Source organism: Methylogaea oryzae, from assembly GCF_019669985.1.
GTDB lineage: Bacteria > Pseudomonadota > Gammaproteobacteria > Methylococcales > Methylococcaceae > Methylogaea > Methylogaea oryzae.
Genome location: NZ_AP019782.1, coordinates 520,011 through 542,474, shown reverse-complemented (window position 1 = coordinate 542,474; position 22,464 = coordinate 520,011). Strand labels below are relative to the sequence as shown.

Genomic DNA, 22,464 nt, shown 5'->3' with positions numbered 1-22,464 from the left:
AAAATCCCCGAAAAGGCACAGTAAGGATCACGGCATTTGTGACCAATTTGCCTTAAGCCTTCGCACGAGAGTTACCACCTTTTATCTACCTAGCTTAAGCAGATACCGCTCTGGCGAGTGTTTCGGTCACGACGTCCACGAAGTGGATAGGCATCGTGGGATAAAAAGGCAGCGAAAGTGTCTCATCACCAATACGCTCAGCGTTTGGGAAATCCCCCCGCCTGTAACCTAATGCCTTAGCAAAATAACTTAGCAAGTGGATCGCACGATAATTGACAACAGTGCCGATACCGTTTTTGTTCAATTCGTCTACAACATGATCTCTAATTGCGGAGTTTACCCACACCGGGTAAAGATGTCGTGCATGCGTAGCGTTATTACGACTAGCTGGCAAACGAACCCCCTCTATACGGCCAAGCTTCTTTTCATAGATAGCCGAAAGCTCGTGTCGAGAGTCTAATTTCTTGCGAAGCCTCCGCATCTGTGGGAGTAATAACGCGGCTTGGATATTATCCATATTGTATTTCCAGCCCATATCTACCATATCCCAATGGCTATAACCCTCCCGCTGCCGATCCGCCGCCGTCTTGGTCATACCATGAAGGCGCAAAACTTTTAGGCGATCTACCAATTCATCGGAATCGGTGACGACAGCGCCTCCCTCGCCACAAGTTAAATTTTTCGTGGCATAAAAACTAAAACACGCTGTGTCCGCGAGCTCTCCGGGTCTAACGCCGTCTCTTTCGCCTTCAACGCAATGAGCGCAATCTTCAATAATTTTCAAATTGTAGCGGTCTGCGATACGCCTGATTTCGATCATATCGCACATCAAACCATAGAGATGGACGGGAAGAATCGCACGTGTCTTGTCTGTTATCGCCGCCTCGATTTTCCCCGCGTCGATATTTCCGGTATCTGACTCCACGTCGACGAACACTGGCGAGGCTCCGGCCTCGATAATAGCCGTCGCTGTCGCTATAAACGTCATCGGCGTGGTGATGACTTCGTCTCCTGGCCCAATTCCTAGTGCTAACAACGACATATGTATAGCACCCGTACAGCTAGTTACCCCTAGCGCATGCTTACGCCCCAGGTAGCCGGCAAACTCCTTTTCAAAACGGTCCACCGTGTCCCCTGTTGTTAGGATTGGCCCAGCCAATACCTCGGCAACGGAGTCTAATTCCTCCTGCCCCAGGTCGTGCATATAAAAAGGAATTTTATGACTCAATGTAATTCTCTTTTACCGTCTGCCGTAACAATGGGAATATGCCGCATCCAACGTTGGTGCTCCCACCATTCTCGATTTGCCACGTACCAATCGACAGTTTTTCTCAAACCGTCTTCAAAGCTCGTACTGGGCCGCCACCCTAACAGGCTTTCAGCCTTGGATGCATCGCACGTATGGCGGAACACTTGCCCGGGACGGTTTCCGACAAACTCTACGTCGCAGTGCGCTTCCCCCATAATGCTTTTCAAAATTTCAGCGATCTCCAGAACGCTTACGTCGCGCTTGGTGCCCAGGTTTATAACCTGACCGATTACACTCTGCTTGTCGGAATGTAAAACCCGATCCAGCGCCTCGCAATGATCGTCGACAAACAGAAAATCTCGCCGCGCAGAACCGTCGCCATGTACGGTCATCGGCTCGCCTATGATTGCGCTAGTTATAAAGCGAGGGATCACTTTCTCCAAATGCTGATAAGGCCCAAAATTGTTAAACGGACGGATAATAACAGCAGGAATATTATAGGTCTGCCAGTACGAGTACACGAGCCGATCGGCTCCGCATTTTGCCGCAGCGTAAGGGCTCATCGGGTTTAGCGGATGGTCCTCATCCATTACCTCACCAACAGCCGTTCCATAGACTTCAGACGTTGAGATATGTACAAAAAGCTCTATCCGTTCTCGATTCCTCAATACCGCATTCGATACAACTTGAGTACCAAGGACATCCGTTTCAAAAAAAAGACGATTATCAAAAATGGAACGCGTGACGTGCGACTCCGCCGCAAAATGAAACACTATATCGGCTTTACCTACCAAAGCATCGACTAGGTCCGCATTCATGACGTTGCCGTACCAAAACTCGAATCGCTCTGAACTAAAACCGTTCTCCGGAAGATTCTGCACGCTACCGGCATAGGTTAGCGCGTCCAACACAATCAAGCGGTAGTCTGGATACTTGTTATAAAGATATCTAACAAAGTTGCTACCAATAAATCCAGCCCCCCCGGTGATCAATATATTCTTCATGATTTTTCCGTTAATACAGTTATACTCTGGTCGCCAACATTCATTACAAGGTCGAGAATAGATAAATAGGGTAGAAATTCGCCATGCAACTGAGGGTAAATCGGATGCCGATAAGACTGCCAAATCACCGACAGTCCCTCCCTCGCAAATAAGCTTGTATCCAGATAGCTTTGCGCAGAATCCCCGGACAAGTAGCAACTTGCCTGAAAATGGCGGCATATGTCCAGCAGACGCCCGCTCTGCCCCCCTTCAATCCCTAAACGAGATGCCCGCTCGATTTTTCTACTAATTCCGATCCAATCACAAATCAACTCGACGGTAGCGATGTCAAGCTCTACGAGTGAACTCCACCGTCGCATCAACAACTCTTCGAGTTGCGGCAAATAAGTCTGAACATAAGGCGCCTTAGCATAGCTTTGAGCAATGGCCGCGACATGCTTCCGCCCCCATGGAGAACGATTGTCGATTTCAACGTCCAAGATTTTTTGCCCGTGGCGGCCTGAATTTAAAACAGGCACCGTAAGCCAAATTGGACCCGTAGCCGATTTTATTCTATTCCGGTTACGCCATCCGTGCTTGTCGTATTGAACATCATCATAATAGACAAATACATCACTTCGAAGCATCTGATCGAAAAAACCTAGCCATGGCAAATAACCCGGCTGCAAAATAACCACTGTCCTGTGCGTCATATAACTCACGCTCACGAAGACAACGAACCGGATTGCTCCGACGCAATCTCACACCACGCAATTACCAGCTCAACCAAATTCCTCGCCACAACCGGCATATCGCTCAAACGATAGCACTCGTCAATCCCGTGAGGGTTCCATCCTGCGCCAGGCCCATAAAGACAAATATTATTTGTACGAAAATGCCGCATATCACAATGTCCTGTAACGGTCTGTGTGCGAACCTCCTTTCCGGAATTTTTTTCGACGATAGGCTTTAACTTCGAAATTAATTCACTATCACTAGGAACCATAACCGCTGGCGTTTCAAGAAATCCCTGCCTTACATCTATTCTATCTGAGATATCGCTAGCTATTTGTTTTACTATCCGTAATACTTCGGACGGTTGTAGCTCGGGGCCAAAGCCTATCTGGATCTGCAAGCTAGCCTCTGCCGGTACAGATCCATGCCAGACCCCGGAATGGAAGGAACCCACATTCACAAAGCCAGGCTTATCTACGCTTCCGAAAGATTTTGAGCTTGAACTGACATCGTTTATCCAAGCACGCAGCCTTTCGATGAATTCACAACCAAGATATATCGGATTAACTCCGCGATGCTCAACACACGCAGCGACCGCGGTTCCAGATATAGAAACATCAAGCCATAACTGACCTAGATGACCATAAATTATTCGCTCAGGCCATGTGCCATCGCATATAACAATTCCTTCCGCACCATACCCTGCGTTTACAAGAGACAGACTGCCATCGCCACTGGTTTCATCATCAACCACGACGTGCAAAATAAGGTCGCCCTTGAGCCTGATCCCGAGTTTCTGCAAACACTCCGCAACCATCAAAATCACGGCGATCCCAGCCTTATCATCTTGCGCCCCTCGGCCATAAATGATTCCATCTTCCACTACGGCATCATAAGGGGGACGCGTCCAAACACCCTCCACTGGGGTAATGTCCGCGTGCGCGTTGAGGGCTAGCGACCGGCCGCCGGCGCCAGCGCCAGCGCCTTTAATTCGAGCGGCCAGATTGACTGACTGAGCGTCGTCGCGTGAATAGACCTTGGACACTTCGAGCCCAAGAGCAACCATCTTGTCCTCTACTATATGCTGGCACGCTGCCTCCCCGCCTCGTAGAGATGGTGCTCGAATCAGTCCCTGAAGAAATTCAGTATAAGCATCCTTGAGGCTTGAAAGCGCCTCAACAATATCGCTAACCATTTCAATCACGCGTCCCAACAAATATCTAACACGTCACAACGCCCATCATAGACGATCCAATTTTCGATACAGATCGGCGATTACCTCAGGCTGAAAAAACAGATCAGGCTCGGAGAGTATCCCTCCATGGACAAGGTTAGCGATATCCAGCTCTACAATAGCGTTGCGGACCCGATCAACCTCTTCAATTACCGCGCAACTCATGCCGGGAAACCCGGCTTGCAATATCTCCGCGCGCGCAAAACAAATATCATCTGGAGATGAGACGAGGCCAAAAGCCAATATTTCCCGTTTTGCCTGTTCAGCAAGATCGTCGGCGGACCGTTCAATTCCCGTATCGACAAGCAGCTCGACACAGATGGGATATCCGGTCGCTCTTACCGAATCTGGGCAAAAAGCAGCAAAATTCGTAATCCGATAGGTTGAGTACGGCGAGTCGGCACAAAAGAAACAATAAAGATCCCCCATTTGCGGCGGCTCTTTGAGAAGCATACTGACGATGACGGTTTTTCTTCGTGGCTTTGGCAGTCCAACAAGCGGCATCCCGAGCAACGCTGAAAGCGGCATGGATCCTGCCGTCCAAACTAAAGCCTCTACATTGTCGACCGTCTCCGTCGCTGTATTACTCTCTATAACCACATGAGATACGCGTCGGTTTTCCCGCTTGAGTTGACTAATTTGCGAACTCGTTAGCAACTCGATATTTAGATTGCGTAACCGCACAAGCAACGCGTCAATGATGCGGCTTATACCGTATTGCTTTGGATAATAACTCCGTATACCCGACGAGTACTTTAAAGGCAAACGCCGTTGCTCAGGAAACGCAAGCCGATTCCGAAGAAGAGGCGCGTCGATTAGACCGGAAAACGTCTCCTCGTCAAACATGGTGACTCGGTCTAGTAGCGGCAATCGGCGCGCCATAACCGCTAGTTCGCTAACGGCGAAACCGTGAACTTTCTCTGCAATCGGAGCAATTACTCGCTCAGCGATTAATGCGCCAAACCGATTATTTGCATAATCAAACAGTGTGTTTGTGGTAGGACTTTTTTGATGCTGAAGGTTGAAAAAAAAGTCGGCAACGTAAGCACGATACTCCGATTCATCGAACGCACGCAGATCCGGATATTGTGTATGCTTCTGAAGCCGTCCCTTAAAAAAAAGCCCAGAAAGATCCCGACGCTCGCCCGAAAGGCAATGCCATTGGTCAAACGGAAGAAGCTCGAAAAACATTTCGTCGACTGCGGAAATACCTGTCTCGGTAATCCAATGCATTCCGCAATCGAAGTGTCCGTTGTCTCCATAATCGAATGTAGCGTATAACCCCCCTAGCCTGGAGGATCGCTCAACGACCAGGATACGAGCGGCGGGATACTTCAGCCTCATAAAAAGAGCCGCGAATAAACCTGCCAAGCCTCCGCCAGCAACTACCACCGCTTTTGACATAGTAAAAATTATTTAGATAGGGTTATCTTGCCACAACATAAATGGAGTGACAAAGATCGGGATATTCGGTGCCAAGCAATTCTAACCCGCGCAGCTGATCTTCCCCAATTATTCCCTGACGCAACATGGCGTCGAAATGGAAATTAGCGAAGGGTTTTACCACTAGTCCGCCGCGAGCAAGGATTTGCGCACCACCGCCTTCGATATCTCGATCAAAACTGACGCGATCGTAGCTGCGTCGATGCCCGTGAATGCGTTCGCTCTCGGTGATTTCACCCAACTCACCTACGACGCCGATGGCGCGACCAAGTTGGCGCGATAACGCGCGGATATTGGGTACGACGAGAAATAGCCTGCCAGTCTTGGGATTCAACCAAAGGCGAAGACGCTCAATTAAGCTGCGAGGATCAACGACATGCTCAAGGATATACGAAGCCACAATAAGATCGAAGCGATCATCCGGCTCGTACTCTTCAAATAGCGAGTGGTGAAATTCTACCGTGTCGGGTACTACTTTGCGAGTTGCTTCGATAAAATCAGCAGCAGCCTCTACTACGACATGACGTCCGGCGATGGTAGAAAGCAAGGATGTCATATAACCATCTGAACAGCCTAACTCAAGCACTGACGGCCTTGCGTCAACATGGCCCCGTATAACGTTGAGCGCAGCACGACGTACGGCGTGCTCTATCGGCGAACCGAGATGCTCATAATTTTTACTCGCCGCATCGACAAATTCTCGCTCGGAACTATGATCGACGATAGGTTCATGAATATTTTGAGGCGTATTTGTCATTATTTTGTCACTTCCCATTTATGAAACCATTAGCCAGGGCCCTAGGTTGCCACAATTGCCGGTTTTCTACAAAAAATCCAGAATCCCGCCAACGATAATAGATCACTTCGGTACCGCCATGCAGGCACCTCTCGTCTTCGCTGCGACAGGCGCCCCCCCCTCGGCCACCTCGTCCGGCCCCTTTAGCTCCAACCAAGCATAAGCTGCGATAAGCTGCGCTGGACAAGCCGAAATTAAACGGCGACACTCGAACCACTCCGACCGAAACCGAGACAGACTATCGAAACGCTTTGGATAGATCGCCGACAACACGGCCAAGCCGACGAGACGGGCCGGCATGGCGCTCATGCCGCAATAAGCTTGAGACGAGCGGAACATTGTTTCGCTGCACACTCCGCCCACGCATATCAATTGAGAACGTTGAAATCCGCGACACAAAGGAACGATGCCCACCATCGTAACCCTCGCAGCCGCCAACCCACGTAACCTTTAATCCCGTCGTTGAAAGGAGCCTTTATTCGCAAACCGCATAGAGAAACCAAGCGTAGTCCTCTAATTCATCGCCGATTTCTAAAAAAGCCGAAAGAAGTTCGTCGCTCCAATCGTTCATTTGCTTGCTAGATAGCGGTTTTAAGAAACAACCGCGCAACTCTATTATATTGTAGCCTGCCGATCTAAGTTCGCTGCGAAGGAGGTAACGATCGTAATTCCGCAGATTGCCCACCTCGATATCACGGGAATTCGCATCCCCTGGATGAGCCTCCATCCCCAAAAGGGTACCAATGCGGCGATGAAGAGAGTAACTATTAGGCACAGTCACGATCAAACGGCCGCCAGGAAGCAACCAATCGCGGACCCGCTTAAGGAAGGGCACAGGCTCTTTAATATAACGGAGGACATCGCCGGCAATCACACTGCTATACTCACGATTTGGACAGAATTGTTCAAACATAGCATGATGTATCGTAACGTTAGCATTGCCGTGGTAGTAATCTAAAGCCGCGTCAACATGCCTTTTCGATCCCTCTACGATATCCACCTGCCATCCACGAGCGAGCGACGGCGCCGTCCAACAGTCATCAACAAACCCTAGATCAAGAACAGAAGGCCCGCGCAGAAATTCGAAGCATCGACCAATAACTAAATCCTTAGTTCGGCGATCGATTCCTTTTTGCTGCTCAGAATAATAATAATTTTCGCCTTTAATATCGTGTTGCATATTACCCATCCTCAACACCGCTCGGCACTATTCAAAAAAATGGCAACCACAGAGACATGAAAAAACCATATCAATGGCGCACCTAGGCCGTCCAACAAGAGTTCGTCGGCGAGAATCATTGCTACGACATCGCTCAACCCGGAAACACACCTACCGCAACTCCGACTCTAGCCGAAACACAGGAAGCGAGGCTAAAAGCACGCTCATCGTGTCAAGCCAAAGTTCCTCTAACTCGGCAACACAACTCAAACAACGGTGTTCGGCAACGGCATTTGCGGCCAATGTTGGAGTACGGTTATCACTAAAAATAAGTTTCCCACCATCTTTGAAACATCATGAGATTCCATATGCGCGCCCCGTAATTAGCCGTCCTGGAGTAATGCGCATCTAGTATCTTCTTTACCTCTTCCCAACGTATTAATCCATGTAAAGCCAAGCGCTCCGGAGATAAAACCTCTTCGACAAGGCAACGTAATTCGCTCAGTAACCAATTGTCTATCGGCAATATAAAGCCTTCCTTTGGGCGATCGATCACCCCATCGGGGATCAGCCCTCGGACTGCCTCTTTAAGGATATGCTTGCTACGACCGTTCTTGATTTTCATCGAACCCGGCAAAGTAGCCGCAAACTCCATCAGCCTGTAATCCAAAAAAGGCGGCCTCACCTCGACCGAATGCGCCATCGATAGCCGATCGACAAATGCGAGCACTTGGTCTGGGAGCAGCAAACGAAAATCGCAATTCAACGCCCGATTGAGCGGGTCATCGGTACCCGAACTGCTGTAAACGTCCCCGATCCAACGTTCCGTACTTTCCCCCGAGCACAGCGCTAGCATTTTGTCGCTGAGCAATGCCTGTTTGTCTAAATCACTAAAAAGATAGAGACTAGCGCGTCGCTTAATCTCATCACCCCGCGCCTCCATTTCCGCCAAATATTCCGGGCGCTCAAGAAATGGCTGAAGCAGCCCCTGCTCTTTTGTCGACAGCGTCGACAACCTGTTGCGCAAACGAGGAAAATGATGAAGCGGCTGCGCTAGCCGGTGGGCGAGGTAGCTGCCGAAAAGTTCATCGGCACCATCCCCCGATAGCGCCACTTTGACGTGCTGTGAGATCAAGCGGGTAACGAAGTAAGTCGAAGTTACCCCGGAAAAGGGTTCGTCGAACGCCCCTAATACCGCGTCAAGACTATCGACAACATCCTGGTGCGTCAGCACGAATTCGTGATGGTCGGTATCGTACTGACGAGCCACCTCGCGCGCGAAAACTTGGTCGGCGGCCTTATTATGAAAATCATCGGCGTACACCAATGAAAAGGTCTTCACCCTATAACCGCCGATACGACTCATCAAGGCAACGACACTTGAGCTATCGACTCCGCCGGATAGATACGCGCCGAACGGGACGTCCGCCTCCATGCGTAAACGAACGCTGTCTTCCAGCAACGCCCTTATCCGCTCTGCCGCCGTTTGTTCGTCAATGGCAGGATCTTCGGCGAATCGCAACGTCCACCACTGTTCGCGCCTCAATATTCCTTGTTCATAAATCGCGCGCTCCCCTGGCCGTAACTGCTCGATACCGTCAAAGGCACTCCAGGGAGCGGGAATATTTTTGAAGCTAAAGTAGTGATAAAGCGCCCGATAATTTGGCCTCCGTTCTACAGACGGATGGGCGAGGAGCGACTTAATCTCCGACGCAAATAACAGCCGGCCGGCAAACACACCGAAATACAGAGGCTTAACCCCAGCCCGATCACGCGCAATCAGAAGCTTTTGGCGCCGTTTATCCCAAAGTGCGATGGCGAACATCCCGTTTAGCCGGTGCAGGAAATCGTCGCCGAATTCCTCATAGAGATGAACCAGTACCTCGGTATCGGAATGGTGGGAGCGAAACTGATGACCCGCAGCCACAAGCTCAGTTCGAAGCTCAGCATGATTATAAATCTCGCCGTTGAACACGACCCCGATAGCGCCATCCTCGTTGAAGACCGGTTGCTGGCCAGTTTCCAAATCGACGATAGCCAACCTTCGCATACCCAGAGAAACGTCCGGCGCGTCCCAATGCCCCGCATCGTCCGGCCCTCGATGGGTAATGGCACTGCTCATGCGCCTTAACGCCTCACGCTCAGGCGCCCCGGTAAAACCACAAATTCCACACATTAAGGAATTACCTAATAATTTGGCGGACGGATGAAGACAGCATCGCTAATTATTGTTCGTCGAACGTGGCCGACTGGAAATCATCGTCGACTCCCAGTCGTTGCAACGTCGCCGCTCGCTGTTTTTCAGCACCTTTCACCACCTTCCAATAATTGTGGTGCCATGAACGGTATTTCCAATCCGGACAAGTGGAGCACATAGATATTTCCCCTCCCCGGTTCGCCAAATGCATTTCGCGATAATGGCGGAAGCCCTCGCCATGCCAAATATCTTTAATGCTATGTTCGGTCACCAGCCCCATACTTGTATTCGCCGCGATATCGTAACCACACACCATAACATTGCCGCGACTATCGATATTAAGGCGCTCAAATATGAACGGACACGGAACATTGTCGGTATCTAGATAGGGAGACGGGTCTGCCGAGCGGGAACCATCCAGCGATGTGTTGACGCCCCACGTCAAAAATTTACGCTTAATAAAATTGTCGACGCCAATTTCCTCGCGCCAAAACTTCTCCACTGCGTCAATATCGACACCCTGCTGATTTACTCCAGAAGCCACGATTTTCGACGCACCGCCAATACTATTGCGAATATCGATCATGCCTTTTGCATTACGCAACAATCGCTCCCAATTAAGCCCTTTACGAACCACGCTATAAGTCTCAGCGTCTCGAGCGTCGACGGAGAACTCGATCATGTCGACTCCCGCATCAAGCAAAGCTCGCGAGTTCTTTTCGGTGAACGCGGAACCGTTGGTAATTAGCCCAATCTTGCAACCAACACGTTTGGCATAGGTCAGGAGCTCAACCGCATGGGGATGAAGCATAGGCTCGCCACCACCGGAAATCCTAAGATAAGCGCCATATTGGCCGGCTTCATCCGCAATCTTCTTAAATACGTCGTCCGGCATATATGGCACGTCCTTATAACTATCCCTAATATTGGAATTCGTATAAGGGCAGTGCGGACATTCCGCATTGCACGGGTAAACAAACGACAACACCAACATCATCGGAAACTCAGCCGCTTCTGGGCGCAAGCCATATTGCGCGACATGATCGGACGGACCAGAAGATACCTCGGACGATGACGAAACTTTGGCTGCCATATCGGATGAATTAGTCATAAATTTTTAGCTCGCCGATGACTTAAGTGGCTTGACTTTAAAATCGGTCAACTCGGAATTATACCAAAACGGCCTCCCCCCGGGCGTGTCGCTTTTTTCATACTCGGCTCCAGCGGTTTGCCAATCGCGACAACCTTTGCAAACAGCCGGGATATCCTGCCAACGATGTTCCCGGTGAGGACGGCGAAGCTGTTCGCCAAGACGCGCCCATAGCTCTTTAACGGAAAACTCACCAGCATTACCCACCTTAAGCATCCCCTCGTAATCGACTGCGCAAGCGACCACCGACCCATCTTGATGAATCGCCATCGTATTGTTTCCCCAAGGGCAGGCGATTCTAAAACTCGTTTCGTGGTCGATATGCTCAGAGCGAATCGATCCGGTGGCCGTCCATTCGAGCTTGGGCCGCACCTTGACCTCAGCCCCTCGCTCCTGCCAATATTTTCGAAACTCCTCAACCTCATGTTCGTTCTCTTCCATAAGAGAAAACTGACAGATAATTAACGGATAATCTTTATTGCTCGCGGCCTTACGTCGAAGCAGCTCTTCTATGCCTCCATAGGTTCTTTCCCACTCACCTAAATATCGAACCTTCTCGTAAACTGCCTTCGAGTATCCATCCACACTAATGATAAAACGCTTCAGTGGGGAGTTCAAAATCCGATCAATATGGTCGCCGCGCAAAAGCAATCCACCGTTTGAGTTTAGTACCAAATTGGCACAGCCGGCCTGAGCGGCATAGTCGATACGGTCCCAAATCTCCTCACCCATTACTAACGCTTCACCGTAAAAGGTTGGCCATATCTCGGTGCTAGGTGATTCTCTTCCAACTTCTTCGACAATTTTGTTCCATAGCGCTCGGCTCATATGCCGCTTGGGACGTTGCAGCTCCTTATGAGAGCAATGTATGCACTGTTGATCACAAGAAGAAGTATTTTCAATTACCAACTGCGGAGGGAAAGGATGCTCCTCGAGCTTAGCTTCAATGCCAAGAAGCTTAGCTTCAGTTTCAGCACGCATAATCATTAACCTCTTTATAAATCCAAGCCAAAAACCAGTGAACTAACAGGCACACACTAGATCGCCCCCCCCGAGAAGCGTGACAATACATGCACTCCCCTACGACGGATGAACAAATCCCAGGCGTCGTTACGCAAGCAGGTGATGGGACACACACACCAAAGAACAAAATGCCCCTCCTTAGTTCAACACGCTAATATCGAGCTCCACTGGCAACGTAACATAACCATCAATCATTCCATGTTGTCTCGGCGACATTCTAAACTCATATACGAACGGTATTACGTCCACAGACTGCCACTCCGCCCCGGACACAACGGGAGGATGAGCCAAACCACATGACAAAACGTAGCTGCCATGCATCAACGGCAGCTTTAGTTTCCAGTTAAAAGCATATAGCTTTCCCTTTTCGTAGATACGATGCATTTCATTTTTGAGCCGCGTATCAAAAAACAATACGTCGGTACCCTGCAAGGTACGAACCTTAAATGCCACATCCAAATTCTCCAACGTTTTGTGCATCAAAACGCTAAGCTTAACCAGCACTTCGTCGTCGAAATCGAAATCCGAAGTGTAATCTCCGTTCCTCAGCATCTGCACATTAACGACCTCAGCATCGCCGTTACTAACACGATTATAATCGGCTCTTTTCTTAAAAGCCTCTTGACCGATAGTAATATCATTAAAATCGCTATTGGCGAAATCCTTATTAAGAACTACCGGTACCGCTTGCTCGACGCTCGATGGTTCCTTTTCATCCGATTCCGCTCCAACATTAGAGCCACCCGCCAGATTCCTGTCTTCAAGCTGCAGTTTTACGTACTTATCGGTAACTGCGGCGGCCGAACCAAAACCACTAACACGCCCCCCATCAATCAAAACTGCGCGTTTGCAAACCTGCCTAACCGCGCCAATATCGTGGCTTACGAACAGCAACGAAACACCTGAATCAACGAGCTTATTGATTCGAGCCATGCATTTCGCCTGAAAAAACATATCGCCAACCGACAAAGCCTCATCGACTATCAATATCTGCGGCTCGACGGCGGTTTGAACAGCGAACGCCAACCTCATCATCATTCCGGAACTATAGGTTTTAACCGGCTGATCGAGAAAATCCCCGATATCGGCGAAACCAGCGATATCGTCAAACCGATTGAGCGTTTCCTCGCGGGTTAAACCGAGAATTTGCGCGTTGTGAAACACGTTCTCCCTCCCGGTAAACTCCGGGTTAAAGCCGCTACCCAGCTCGAGTAACGCGGTAATCCGGCCAGAGGTTTCAACAGCTCCTTCTGTGGGGGACAAGGTTCCCGCGATGATTTGCAACAAAGTGCTTTTGCCAGCGCCATTTCTCCCCAAAATACCCACCGCCTCACCCGGTAGCACCTCAAAGCTGACGTCTTGCAGCGCCCAATGCTCTCGGTACAACTGCCGTGGCTTTTTGTGATTTAGTATCGGCGAAAAACGGTCCCACAGCGCCTGTTTAAAGCGGTCCTGGGGATTCTGAAAAATCCGGTAGCACTTACCGATATTTGAAAGTCGAATTGCCGGTTGAGTACTCATGATCTTTGAGCCGCGCCTCTATATAACGTCAGCGAAAGCCGGCCGGGACCGTTCGAACACCCACAGCCCGCACCAGGCGACGCACGTGGACACGACAAGATTTGCGCCCCAAGGGATAGGGCGCAACAATTTTCCGGAGAGCAGAACATTGCGCATTTCTTCTATTCCATAGGTCAGCGGGTTGAACACCATTAGGTCCTGGGCGAACTCCGGCGCCGATGCCGTGGCATAAAACACCGGGCTAAGGAACAGCAGCATGGACATCAAAATCCCGATGAACTGCTCTATATCCCTAAAAAAAACTCCCAGTGCAGCAAGCAGCCACGAGAAGCCGATCGCATACAGCATGATCGGCATTATTACCAACGGCGCGAATATGACCGTCCAGTGAATCGCCAATTTGTCGACCACGACAAACATCAACAACAAAAAGAATCCGATTGATGCGTTTACCAATGAGGTGAACAGATTGCCAACCGGGAGCAATTCGAGCGGGAAAACGACTTTTTTTACGTAGTTAGGATTGTTGACGATTATCCCGGGAGCTTTGGATACGGTTTCCGAGAACATGGCGTGCACGATCAACCCGCAATAAAGCATTTCAACAAACTCCCACATATCCCCCTGCCCACGCCAACGGGACTGAAAAATCACGCCGAAAACGAAGCTGTATACGGCGAGCATCATCAAGGGATAAATGACGACCCAAACGAATCCGAGCGTGGTCGCCTTGTATTTTGCCTGTAATTCTCGCCGGACCAGCGAGCGAAGTAGATCCCGGTTTTCGTAGAGACTGGTTATTCCACTGGCGACAGAAAAGGGTTTCATTAAAGTCGTGCGTTTCTTTAAATTATTGATCGGTTGGAAAAATACTCGGCGCGGTGTTCGCTTAGGAATGCTGGCCTCAAAAGCTACGTCTACCGAATATAGCGCGGGTTTTCTCTCAACGGAAATACCGCGCTGACGCCGATGTCGTCACTACAGCTGCTCCTGGGGAGACGCCACCTTCTCCAAGGAAGACGGAATCGGTTCAACCGGAGATTCCAAAGCGACCGCCTTGGCGTCTTGATGGAGCTCTTCGATCTCCGCCCGCAAAGCCTCATACTCCGACAACTTGATTTTGAGAAACTCCACGGTCAAGCGGGCTTTTTCCTCCAACCCCTGGGGCGTCAACAGGTATACATAGGCCAACTTGTTGTCGCTATTGCGGAAATTGCCCGTTTTGACCAGCCCTTTTTCCATCAATGCGCGCAAGCAATAATTGGTCTTGCCCACGCTGATACCCAACTCTTTGGCCAGAGCCCGTTGGCTCAGCTTTGGGTCGGCCGCTAGCCGTTTCAGAATTTGCAAGGAATGTTCTTTGGGGACCATGGAGTCATAACGTTCAACGAATGAACGCAGTCTAGCAGGGGGCGCACTCAGACCACAACCCTTTTACGAAGGTGTGTCAGCCGATTGCGGCCAAGGGAGGAATCATGCCGTTGGCGAGTAAATACTCACAGATCTGGGCGATGCACGCCTCCGGGGCGTTGCGCCCCGACTCCACTACCAACTCAGGGAGTTCCGGCGGTTCGTAGGGCGATGAGATGCCCGTGAATTCGAGGATCTTTCCCTCGCGCGCGTTTCGGTACAGGCCTTTCGTGTCGCGCCGCTCGCAAACTTCCAGGGAAGCATCGCAGTAGATTTCCACGAAATCGCCCTGTTCCATCAAGGCTCGCACGAAGGAGCGGTCGCTACGGTAGGGCGAAATAAACGCCGACAGGACGATGACGCCGGCATCCACGAACAGTTTGCACACCTCGCCCACGCGGCGGATGTTTTCGCGTCTATCCTGCTCGCTGAAGCCAAGGTCGGAACACAGGCCATGGCGCACGTTGTCGCCGTCCAACACGTAGGTACGCAGGCCCCTGGCGTGCAGAAGCGCCTCCATGCCATGAGCCAGGGTGGATTTCCCGGCCCCGGACAGCCCGGTGAACCATAGGACGAATCCCCGATGGCCTCCCAACCGTTCCCGCTCCTCCCTCGTCACGCCGCTGGTTTGCCAGACGATGTGCCGGCTCAATCCTTTGCCTCGGCATCCAAACAGTACATCAGGCTGTCCAGCCAATTCGGCATGGTCACGCCGAATCCATGCGCCAAACGCCCTGCCGCCAAACGCGAATTGGCCGGCCGGGTGGCGGGAGTCGGATAGTCGGCGGTACCGATGGGCGTCACGCGCTCGACCGCCAAAACCTCACGCTCGGCGGCAAGGCGCACAATCGCCTCGGCGAATCCGCACCAGGATACGGAGCCCTCGGCAGCAAGATGGTAGATGCCACTCAGACCGGATTTGGGACGAGGCGTAGCATCGCCGGCGGAATGCTCGTACCAGCGCGCGACGACGATCGCCGTCGCTTCGGCGATCATCCGGCTCCACGTGGGCGCCCCCACTTGATCGGCCACCACGCGCAGCTCCGCCCGCTCGCGGGCCAAGCGCAGCATGGTCAATAAAAAATTGCGGCCGCGCAGGCCATACACCCAGCTGGTGCGGAAAATGAGGTGCTCCGCCCCTGAGCTCGAGACGGCGCGCTCGCCCGCCAGCTTGGTTTGGCCGTAAACGCTGACCGGATTCGGCGTATCGTCTTCGGCATATTCGCCTTGCTTGGCGCCGTCGAAGACGTAATCCGTGGAGTAGTGGATCAAGCCCGCGCCCAATCGCCGCGCCTCCTCTGCCAGGATGCCCGGCGCGATACCGTTGATCGCCATGGCCAATTCCGGCTCGCTTTCCGCCTTATCCACGGCCGTATACGCGGCGGCGTTCACGATCAAGCGAGGGGCGACATCGCGAACCACGCGGCGAATACCGTCCGCATCGGCCAGGTCCAAAGCGTCCCGACCGACGGCCACGACCTTCCCCAACGGCGCCAACGCGCGCTGCAGTTCCCAACCCACCTGGCCGTCCTTGCCGGTCAGAAGTATGTTCACGGAAACACCTCGGCTCCGCCGAAAGCGACCCCGGCTTGGTCTTTGGCCGACAGGGAAGGCTCGCCGGACAACGGCCAGGCTATCCCTAGATCGGGATCGTTCCATGCGATGCTGCGCTCGTGCTCCGGCGCGTAATAATCGGTGGTCTTGTAGAGAAACTCGGCCGACTCGCTCAACACCAGGAAACCGTGGGCGAAGCCAGGCGGCACCCACAACTGGCGCTTGTTCTCCGCCGAAAGACGTTCGCCGACCCAACGGCCGAAGCTGGGCGAGCTTTTCCGCAAATCCACCGCGACGTCGAACACCTCGCCCGCCACGACGCGGACCAACTTCCCTTGAGCCTGCTTGATTTGATAATGCAGGCCGCGCAACACGCCTTTGGCCGAACGGGAGTGGTTGTCCTGCACGAACGGAAGCGCTGCGCCAACAGCCTGCTCGAACGCTTTTTGGTTGAAGCTTTCGAAGAAGAAGCCGCGCTCGTCGCCGAAAACCTTCGGTTCCAGCATCAGCACGTCGGGAATAGCGGTGGCTGTGATGCGCATGGCTCTCAGTACACCTTGTCCTGCAACAGGCGGAGCAAGTAACCGCCATAGCCGCCCTTGGCCAAGGGCTGGGCCAAGCGCTGCAAGGCTTCGTCGTCGATCCACCCTTGCCGCCAGGCGATTTCTTCCGGGCAAGCGATTTTCAGGCCTTGGCGTTTTTCGATGGTTTGGATGAAGGTGGAGGCTTCCAGCAAGGAATCGTGGGTGCCGGTGTCCAGCCAGGCCATGCCGCGCCCCATGACCTCCACCGTCAGCTCGCCTTGCGCCAGGTAATGGCGATTCACGTCGGTGATTTCCAACTCGCCCCGAGGCGACGGCTTGAGATTGGCGGCGATATCGCACACCTGGGTGTCGTAGAAATACAAGCCGGTGACCGCGTAACGGGACTTCGGCTTGCTGGGCTTTTCCTCGATGCTGATGGCGCGCCCCTGGCGGTCGAACTCCACCACGCCGTAGCGTTCCGGATCGCTCACCGCATAAGCGAAAACGCTGGCGCCGTGGGGCCGGCTCGTCGCCGCCTGCATCTGCTCGGCCAGCGTATGGCCGTAAAAAATATTGTCGCCCAGCACCAGGGCACTGGGACCGTTGCCGACAAAATCGCGGCCGATCAAAAACGCCTGGGCCAAGCCGCCCGGCTCCGGCTGCACCGCATAGGAAAGAGACATGCCCCACTGCCGCCCGTCGCCCAGCAACTGCGTAAAGCGGGGCGTGTCTTCCGGCGTGGAGATGATCAGCACCTCCCGTATCCCCGCCAACATCAGCGTGGAAAGGGGGTAATAAACCATGGGCTTGTCGTAGATGGGCAAAAGCTGCTTGGAAACGACCTGGGTTACCGGATGCAGGCGAGTGCCCGAGCCGCCGGCCAATATGATGCCTTTCATGTTATTAACGTACCGAGTAATTCTGTTGCAACCAATTCCGATATTCGCCGCTGGCCACCCGCTCCACCCAGGATATGTGCTGCAAATACCACTCCACCGTTTTACGAATGCCGGTGGTGAAACTTTCCTCGGGTCGCCATCCCAGCTCGCGCTCGATTTTGCGGGCATCGATGGCATAACGCCGGTCGTGGCCGGGGCGATCCTTGACGTAGGTAATCAGGGAGCGATACGGAGCAGGCGGGTCGGGACGCAACTCGGTGAGCAAGTCGCAGACGGCGTGGACGATATCGATATTGGGCATTTCGTTCCAACCGCCGACGTTATAGGTTTCTCCCGGCCGGCCGGCTTCCAGTATCCGGCGAATGGCGGCGCAATGATCCCCCACGTACAACCAGTCGCGCACGTTCATGCCGTCGCCATAAATCGGCAAAGGCTCGCCCCGCACGGCTTTGAGGATAATGAGGGGAATCAATTTCTCCGGGAACTGGTACGGCCCGTAATTGTTGGAGCAATTGCTGGTCAGCGTCGGCAGGCCATAGGTGTGGTGGTAAGCCCGCACCAAGTGGTCGGACGCGGCCTTGGAGGCCGAATAAGGGCTGTTCGGCGTATACGGCGTGGTTTCGCTGAAGGCCGGGTCGTTGGGGCCGAGGCTGCCGTAGACTTCGTCGGTGGAAACGTGCAGAAAGCGGAACGCCGCTTTATCTTCCTCCGGCAAGCCGGACCAGTAGGCCTTGACCGCCTCCAGCATCCTGAACGTGCCTTCCACGTTGGTGCGCACGAACGCTTCCGGCCCGTGGATGGACCGATCCACATGGCTTTCCGCGGCGAAATGCACAACCGCGCGCGGCCGGTTTTCTTCCAGCAGCCTGGCCACCAGCGCCTGGTCGACGATGTCGCCTTGAACGAACACGTGCCGGGCATCGCCGGCCAAGCTGGATAAATTGTCCGGATTCCCGGCGTAAGTGAGTTTGTCCAGATTCACCACCGGCTCGTCGCTGCCTGCCAGCCAATCGAGCACAAAATTTGAGCCGATAAAACCGGCGCCGCCCGTTACCAGAATCAAATCACCCTCCTCGTATCCCTAAAATGCAATATCCTCGGAATTTTACCATCATCCCGAAAAAGAACAGGCATCAAGTACCGGAGACGAGCAATGCCCTCAGCTGCTGCGGCGAAACGGCCGGCGGCAGGCAACGGTTGCCGGCGCATACGTAGGCCAAAGTCGCCTCTCCCGCCTGCCGCGCGGCCAACGCGCCGGGCAGGCGGCTTTCCCGGGGGATGGCAAACACCATGCGGCGCGGATGCCATGACAAGCCGGCCTGCTCCTGCCAAGCCGCCATGGCTGCCTCGTCGCCGCGCAACACGACGATTTGCGGCGGCTCCAACCACTCGCCCAAGGCCGTCAGCAAGGCCGCATGCGCCTGGGGGTGGCGGGTCATGGCGCTGCCCGCCGCCCGCAACGTCTGCTCCGCCGCTTGCAAATAACGCGGCTCGCCCAGCAAATGCCCCAACCGCGCCAGGCTTCGAGCGGCAACGCCATTGCCGGCGGGAACGGCGTCGTCGCCGAAGGACTTCGGCCGGAGGATCAGGGCCTCATGGTCGGCGGCGGTGAAATAGAATCCGCCGCGCTCCGCGTCGACATAGCGTTCCAGCAAATCGTCGGCCAAAGCCGTGGCCCACGCCAACCAATCGCTGTTCCACCGGGCTTGCAGCAATTCCAGCAGCGCATCCAGCAGATAAGCGTAATCGTCCAGATAGGCCGGCAAGCCGCCGCGCAGCGGAATACCCAAGGCTTCTTGACGGCTGCCCCCGCCGCCCGGACAGCCGGCGTACAGGCGACCGCCGACCCAGGCCCGTTGCCGCAGGAACTCGCAGGCGCGCGCGCCCGAATCGATGAAATCCGGCCGCCCCAGCCAGCGCCCGGCGAGGGCCATGGCGCGAATCGCCATGGCGTTCCAGGCGGTGAGTATCTTGTCGTCGCGGCCGGGGCGCACCCGCCCTCCCCGCGTTTGCAGCAACTTGACGCGGGCCGATTGCAACAGGGATTCGGCTTCGGCGGCTTCCAGGTTCAAGGCTTGCGCCGCCTGGGACGGCGTCGCGGCCAAGCGCAGGTGCCAGCGGCCTTCGAAATTCGGCGGCGAATCCAGGCCGAAGCAGCGCTGCGCGACGGGCCATTCCGCCTCGCTCAGGGCGTGCCGGACTTGATCCCGGCTCCACACGTAAAAGCGGCCCTCCTCGCCTTCCGAATCCGCGTCCAACGCGGCGTAATAGCCACCCTCGGGGGCTTGCATCTCCGCGATGAGCCAGCCGGCAGCCGCCAGCGCCGTGTCGCGCAACGGCGGCTCGCCGCTACGGGCGTACGCCTCGCTGTAGAGCGCCAACAGCAAGCCGTTGTCGTAGAGCATTTTTTCGAAATGGGGGATTTCCCAGCGCTCGTCCACCGAGTAACGGTAGAAACCGCCGGCCAAATGATCCTGCAAGCCGCCCACCGCCATGCGAGACAAAGCGTGCAACGCCATTTCCCCCGCCTCACGGTCTGCGCCATCGCCATAACGCAGCAGAAACTCCAAGCTGCCGGCCATGGGAAACTTGGGCGCCCCGCCGAATCCGCCCCAATGCGAATCGTAATCCGCGGCCATGGCGTCCCGGCCTCGGCGCAACACCGTCGCATCCGGCATCGACGAAGGGCCGCCGGCATCGACGGAACGCAGGATTTCCAGCACCGACCGGTTGTTTTCCGCCAGGCTGTCCTTGCGCCGGTGGTAATAATCGGCCACTTGTCGCAAGGCATCGCGGAACGACGGCAAACCGTAGCGGGCTTCCGGCGGAAAATAGGTGCCGGCGAAAAACGGCGCTTGGTTATGGGGGTTGAGGAACACCGTCAACGGCCAGCCGCCGGGCCGGCGCGCCAGCACCTGGTGGGCCAGTTGGTAGATTTTGTCCAGATCGGGCCGCTCTTCCCGGTCCACCTTGATATTGACGAACAAAGCATTCATCAACGCCGCCGTGGCCTCGTCCTCGAAAGACTCGTGGGCCATCACGTGGCACCAATGGCAGGCGGAGTAGCCGATGGACAGCAGGATGGGCAGGTCCGCGTCGCGGGCCTGGGCCAAAGCCTCCTCGCCCCAGGGATGCCAGTCCACCGGATTGTGGGCGTGCTGCAACAGGTAGGGGCTGGTTTCCAGCGCCAGGCGGTTGGTGTGGGATGTGGCTTGCATTCGCTCGCACCGGGAATATAGTGAGATTGCCAGTGTAGCAAAAACCTAGCGTTTCACTCGTGTATATCCATCCGCCGCACCACCCTCTGCATCCGGCCGAACGGCACCTGCGCGCCGCCGATCCGCTCATGGCGCAACTGATCGACCGACACGGCCCCTGCGCCCTGGCCGAGCCGCCGCCGTCCCACTTCCACGTTTTGATCAAAACCGTCATCGACCAGCAATTGTCTGTGAAAGTGGCCCAACGCATCGCCGACCGGCTGCTGGCGGCGCAAGGCGGCGAGCGCTTCGTCGCGGAAACGCTGCTGGAGTTGGAAGAGGAAGTCCTGCGCGGCATCGGCTTGTCGCGCGGCAAGATCCGCTACATACGCGGCTTGGCGGAAGCGGTGGCGTCGGGACGCTTGGATTTGGAGGAATTGCGGAAGCAACCGGACGCAGCGGTGGCGCGCGAGCTGACGGCCTACCCCGGCGTCGGCCCGTGGACGGCGGAGGTTTTCCTCATGTTCGCCTTCCAACGCAGCGACATCCTGCCCCTGGGCGACCTGGCGCTGCGCAACGCCATCCGCCGCCACTGCGAACTGGCCGCCGAGGCGCCCCGCGACGACTATTTCGCCGCGGCGGAAAAATGGCGCCCTTACCGCTCCATCGCCAGCTGGTATTTGTGGGCGGCGGTGGATTGAAACGAACGGCTATTCGGGCTTGCCCACCAGGAAATTCACCGTCATCAAGCCGCCGACGCCGGCCAGGGCGCCGTGCAGCACCACCCAAACGGGCAAGCTGTCCAGGAAAGGCGCCTGGATGCCGAACATGAATGAAAAAGCCACTGCCGCCACGGCGGTCAACAGCGTGCCGAAAGCCCCCGCGTTGAAACCGTGCAAAAAGCCTCGCTCTCCGGCGATGCGCCCCGCCACATAGCCAGCTCCCAGACAGATGGCGACACCGAGAACCTGGCGGAACCCGGACAGGCCGACGCTTTTCCAGCCGCCGTCGACGAATTTAGCCAACACCGGTATCAAAAGGATTTGCAACGTGTACAGGCCGATAAACACCAAAGTGCCTTGAATAATGGCTTTACGGTTGAAATTCATAGTCTATCTCCCGAGGCAGGGCCGGTTAACGGATGGCCGGCACTATAACTGCCGCGGGACGCATCGAACAAGTGATGCTTGCTTAGCGACGGTGGAGAACTAAAATGGCCCCACTATGCAACGATTGATCTGCGTCATCGGCGAGACCAGCGGCACTGGCGACACCCCCGTGTCCCGCGCGCTATGCCATGGCCCGGACTCGCCGGATCGGCGTACCATCGCCGTCGCCGCGTCCCCGCCGCCGCCCGAAGGGCGCCGGCGCATGGCTCGGCCCGCAGCCA

At 54.5% G+C, this 22,464-nt stretch carries 21 protein-coding genes; 1 reads left to right on the top strand and 20 read right to left on the bottom strand.

Going from position 1 to position 22,464, the window contains the following annotated elements; all coding sequences use genetic code 11:
- Positions 1-94: 94 nt before the first annotated feature.
- The 19 genes from K5607_RS02735 to K5607_RS02645 form a co-directional block, all read right to left on the bottom strand.
- A complete protein-coding gene (locus K5607_RS02735; RefSeq protein WP_221048117.1) occupies positions 95-1,228 on the bottom strand; it encodes a DegT/DnrJ/EryC1/StrS family aminotransferase in 1,134 nt (377 codons plus the stop codon).
- Positions 1,225-2,253 carry a dTDP-glucose 4,6-dehydratase gene (locus tag K5607_RS02730; protein ID WP_221048116.1) on the bottom strand — a complete coding sequence of 343 codons (1,029 nt, stop codon included), beginning with the start codon at positions 2,251-2,253 and terminating at the stop codon, positions 1,225-1,227. Before K5607_RS02730 ends, K5607_RS02735 begins: the two co-directional genes overlap by 4 nt.
- The gene (locus K5607_RS02725; RefSeq protein ID WP_221048115.1) at positions 2,250-2,945 is read right to left on the bottom strand and encodes a WbqC family protein; all 696 of its coding nucleotides are present in this window, start codon (positions 2,943-2,945) and stop codon (positions 2,250-2,252) included. Before K5607_RS02725 ends, K5607_RS02730 begins: the two co-directional genes overlap by 4 nt.
- Before the next feature lie 11 nt (positions 2,946-2,956).
- A complete protein-coding gene (locus K5607_RS02720; RefSeq protein WP_246599004.1) occupies positions 2,957-4,162 on the bottom strand; it encodes a M20 family metallopeptidase in 1,206 nt (401 codons plus the stop codon).
- A 45-nt stretch (positions 4,163-4,207) separates the two neighbouring features.
- Positions 4,208-5,605: an NAD(P)-binding protein gene (locus tag K5607_RS02715; protein WP_221048113.1), complete on the bottom strand. Its 1,398-nt coding sequence runs from the start codon at positions 5,603-5,605 to the stop codon at positions 4,208-4,210.
- Between the two features lie 22 nt (positions 5,606-5,627).
- Positions 5,628-6,401, bottom strand: a complete 774-nt coding sequence (locus K5607_RS02710) for a class I SAM-dependent methyltransferase (RefSeq protein WP_162232243.1) — start codon at positions 6,399-6,401, stop codon at positions 5,628-5,630.
- Positions 6,402-6,915: 514 nt separating this feature from the next.
- Positions 6,916-7,620 (bottom strand): class I SAM-dependent methyltransferase, encoded by a 705-nt coding sequence (locus K5607_RS02705; protein ID WP_162232244.1) that lies wholly within the window; start codon positions 7,618-7,620, stop codon positions 6,916-6,918.
- A 301-nt stretch (positions 7,621-7,921) separates the two neighbouring features.
- Positions 7,922-9,775: an asparagine synthase (glutamine-hydrolyzing) gene (gene asnB, locus K5607_RS02700; RefSeq protein ID WP_221048112.1), complete on the bottom strand. Its 1,854-nt coding sequence runs from the start codon at positions 9,773-9,775 to the stop codon at positions 7,922-7,924.
- A gap of 49 nt (positions 9,776-9,824) precedes the next feature.
- Positions 9,825-10,889, bottom strand: coding sequence for a radical SAM/SPASM domain-containing protein (locus tag K5607_RS02695; RefSeq protein WP_221048111.1), 1,065 nt, complete (start codon positions 10,887-10,889; stop codon positions 9,825-9,827).
- A gap of 24 nt (positions 10,890-10,913) precedes the next feature.
- The gene (locus K5607_RS02690; protein ID WP_221048110.1) at positions 10,914-11,933 is read right to left on the bottom strand and encodes a radical SAM/SPASM domain-containing protein; all 1,020 of its coding nucleotides are present in this window, start codon (positions 11,931-11,933) and stop codon (positions 10,914-10,916) included.
- A 174-nt stretch (positions 11,934-12,107) separates the two neighbouring features.
- Positions 12,108-13,490 carry an ABC transporter ATP-binding protein gene (locus tag K5607_RS02685; protein WP_221048109.1) on the bottom strand — a complete coding sequence of 461 codons (1,383 nt, stop codon included), beginning with the start codon at positions 13,488-13,490 and terminating at the stop codon, positions 12,108-12,110.
- Positions 13,491-13,508: 18 nt separating this feature from the next.
- The gene (locus tag K5607_RS02680) at positions 13,509-14,318 is read right to left on the bottom strand and encodes an ABC transporter permease (RefSeq protein WP_054772518.1); all 810 of its coding nucleotides are present in this window, start codon (positions 14,316-14,318) and stop codon (positions 13,509-13,511) included.
- Between the two features lie 150 nt (positions 14,319-14,468).
- A complete protein-coding gene (locus K5607_RS02675; RefSeq protein WP_246598935.1) occupies positions 14,469-14,840 on the bottom strand; it encodes a MarR family EPS-associated transcriptional regulator in 372 nt (123 codons plus the stop codon).
- 97 nt (positions 14,841-14,937) lie between these two features.
- Positions 14,938-15,552, bottom strand: coding sequence for an adenylyl-sulfate kinase (cysC, locus tag K5607_RS02670; protein ID WP_054772519.1), 615 nt, complete (start codon positions 15,550-15,552; stop codon positions 14,938-14,940).
- On the bottom strand, positions 15,549-16,454 hold the full coding sequence (gene rfbD / locus K5607_RS02665) for a dTDP-4-dehydrorhamnose reductase (RefSeq protein WP_221048107.1): 906 nt from the start codon (positions 16,452-16,454) through the stop codon (positions 15,549-15,551). The genes cysC and rfbD overlap by 4 nt, the downstream gene beginning before the upstream one ends.
- Positions 16,451-16,996, bottom strand: a complete 546-nt coding sequence (rfbC, locus tag K5607_RS02660; RefSeq protein ID WP_054772520.1) for a dTDP-4-dehydrorhamnose 3,5-epimerase — start codon at positions 16,994-16,996, stop codon at positions 16,451-16,453. Before rfbC ends, rfbD begins: the two co-directional genes overlap by 4 nt.
- 5 nt (positions 16,997-17,001) lie before the next feature.
- On the bottom strand, positions 17,002-17,877 hold the full coding sequence (gene rfbA / locus K5607_RS02655) for a glucose-1-phosphate thymidylyltransferase RfbA (protein ID WP_221048106.1): 876 nt from the start codon (positions 17,875-17,877) through the stop codon (positions 17,002-17,004).
- A gap of 4 nt (positions 17,878-17,881) precedes the next feature.
- Positions 17,882-18,940, bottom strand: coding sequence for a dTDP-glucose 4,6-dehydratase (gene rfbB, locus K5607_RS02650; protein ID WP_054772521.1), 1,059 nt, complete (start codon positions 18,938-18,940; stop codon positions 17,882-17,884).
- Between the two features lie 70 nt (positions 18,941-19,010).
- A complete protein-coding gene (locus K5607_RS02645; RefSeq protein WP_221048105.1) occupies positions 19,011-21,095 on the bottom strand; it encodes a thioredoxin domain-containing protein in 2,085 nt (694 codons plus the stop codon).
- Positions 21,096-21,154: 59 nt separating this feature from the next.
- On the opposite strand from K5607_RS02645, the gene K5607_RS02640 reads away from it, so the two are divergent.
- Positions 21,155-21,775, top strand: a complete 621-nt coding sequence (locus tag K5607_RS02640; RefSeq protein WP_221048104.1) for a DNA-3-methyladenine glycosylase family protein — start codon at positions 21,155-21,157, stop codon at positions 21,773-21,775.
- Positions 21,776-21,784: 9 nt separating this feature from the next.
- Here K5607_RS02640 and K5607_RS02635 read toward each other — a convergent pair whose 3' ends face one another.
- Entirely contained in the window at positions 21,785-22,183 is a 399-nt protein-coding gene (locus tag K5607_RS02635; RefSeq protein WP_054774513.1) for a hypothetical protein, read from the bottom strand.
- Positions 22,184-22,464: the final 281 nt, after the last annotated feature.

Excerpts from the sequence above, each read along its gene's own strand:
- K5607_RS02730 (WP_221048116.1), bottom strand. The coding sequence starts at position 2,253 with ATGAAGAATATATTGATCACCGGGGGGGCTGGATTTATTGGTAGCAAC.
- K5607_RS02725 (WP_221048115.1), bottom strand. The coding sequence starts at position 2,945 with ATGACGCACAGGACAGTGGTTATTTTGCAGCCGGGTTATTTGCCATGG.
- K5607_RS02720 (WP_246599004.1), bottom strand. The coding sequence starts at position 4,162 with ATGGTTAGCGATATTGTTGAGGCGCTTTCAAGCCTCAAGGATGCTTAT.
- K5607_RS02715 (WP_221048113.1), bottom strand. The coding sequence starts at position 5,605 with ATGTCAAAAGCGGTGGTAGTTGCTGGCGGAGGCTTGGCAGGTTTATTC.
- K5607_RS02710 (WP_162232243.1), bottom strand. The coding sequence starts at position 6,401 with ATGACAAATACGCCTCAAAATATTCATGAACCTATCGTCGATCATAGT.
- K5607_RS02705 (WP_162232244.1), bottom strand. The coding sequence starts at position 7,620 with ATGCAACACGATATTAAAGGCGAAAATTATTATTATTCTGAGCAGCAA.
- asnB (WP_221048112.1), bottom strand. The coding sequence starts at position 9,775 with ATGTGTGGAATTTGTGGTTTTACCGGGGCGCCTGAGCGTGAGGCGTTA.
- K5607_RS02695 (WP_221048111.1), bottom strand. The coding sequence starts at position 10,889 with ATGGCAGCCAAAGTTTCGTCATCGTCCGAGGTATCTTCTGGTCCGTCC.
- K5607_RS02690 (WP_221048110.1), bottom strand. The coding sequence starts at position 11,933 with ATGATTATGCGTGCTGAAACTGAAGCTAAGCTTCTTGGCATTGAAGCT.
- K5607_RS02685 (WP_221048109.1), bottom strand. The coding sequence starts at position 13,490 with ATGAGTACTCAACCGGCAATTCGACTTTCAAATATCGGTAAGTGCTAC.
- K5607_RS02680 (WP_054772518.1), bottom strand. The coding sequence starts at position 14,318 with ATGAAACCCTTTTCTGTCGCCAGTGGAATAACCAGTCTCTACGAAAAC.
- rfbC (WP_054772520.1), bottom strand. The coding sequence starts at position 16,996 with ATGCGCATCACAGCCACCGCTATTCCCGACGTGCTGATGCTGGAACCG.
- rfbA (WP_221048106.1), bottom strand. The coding sequence starts at position 17,877 with ATGAAAGGCATCATATTGGCCGGCGGCTCGGGCACTCGCCTGCATCCG.
- K5607_RS02645 (WP_221048105.1), bottom strand. The coding sequence starts at position 21,095 with ATGCAAGCCACATCCCACACCAACCGCCTGGCGCTGGAAACCAGCCCC.
- K5607_RS02635 (WP_054774513.1), bottom strand. The coding sequence starts at position 22,183 with ATGAATTTCAACCGTAAAGCCATTATTCAAGGCACTTTGGTGTTTATC.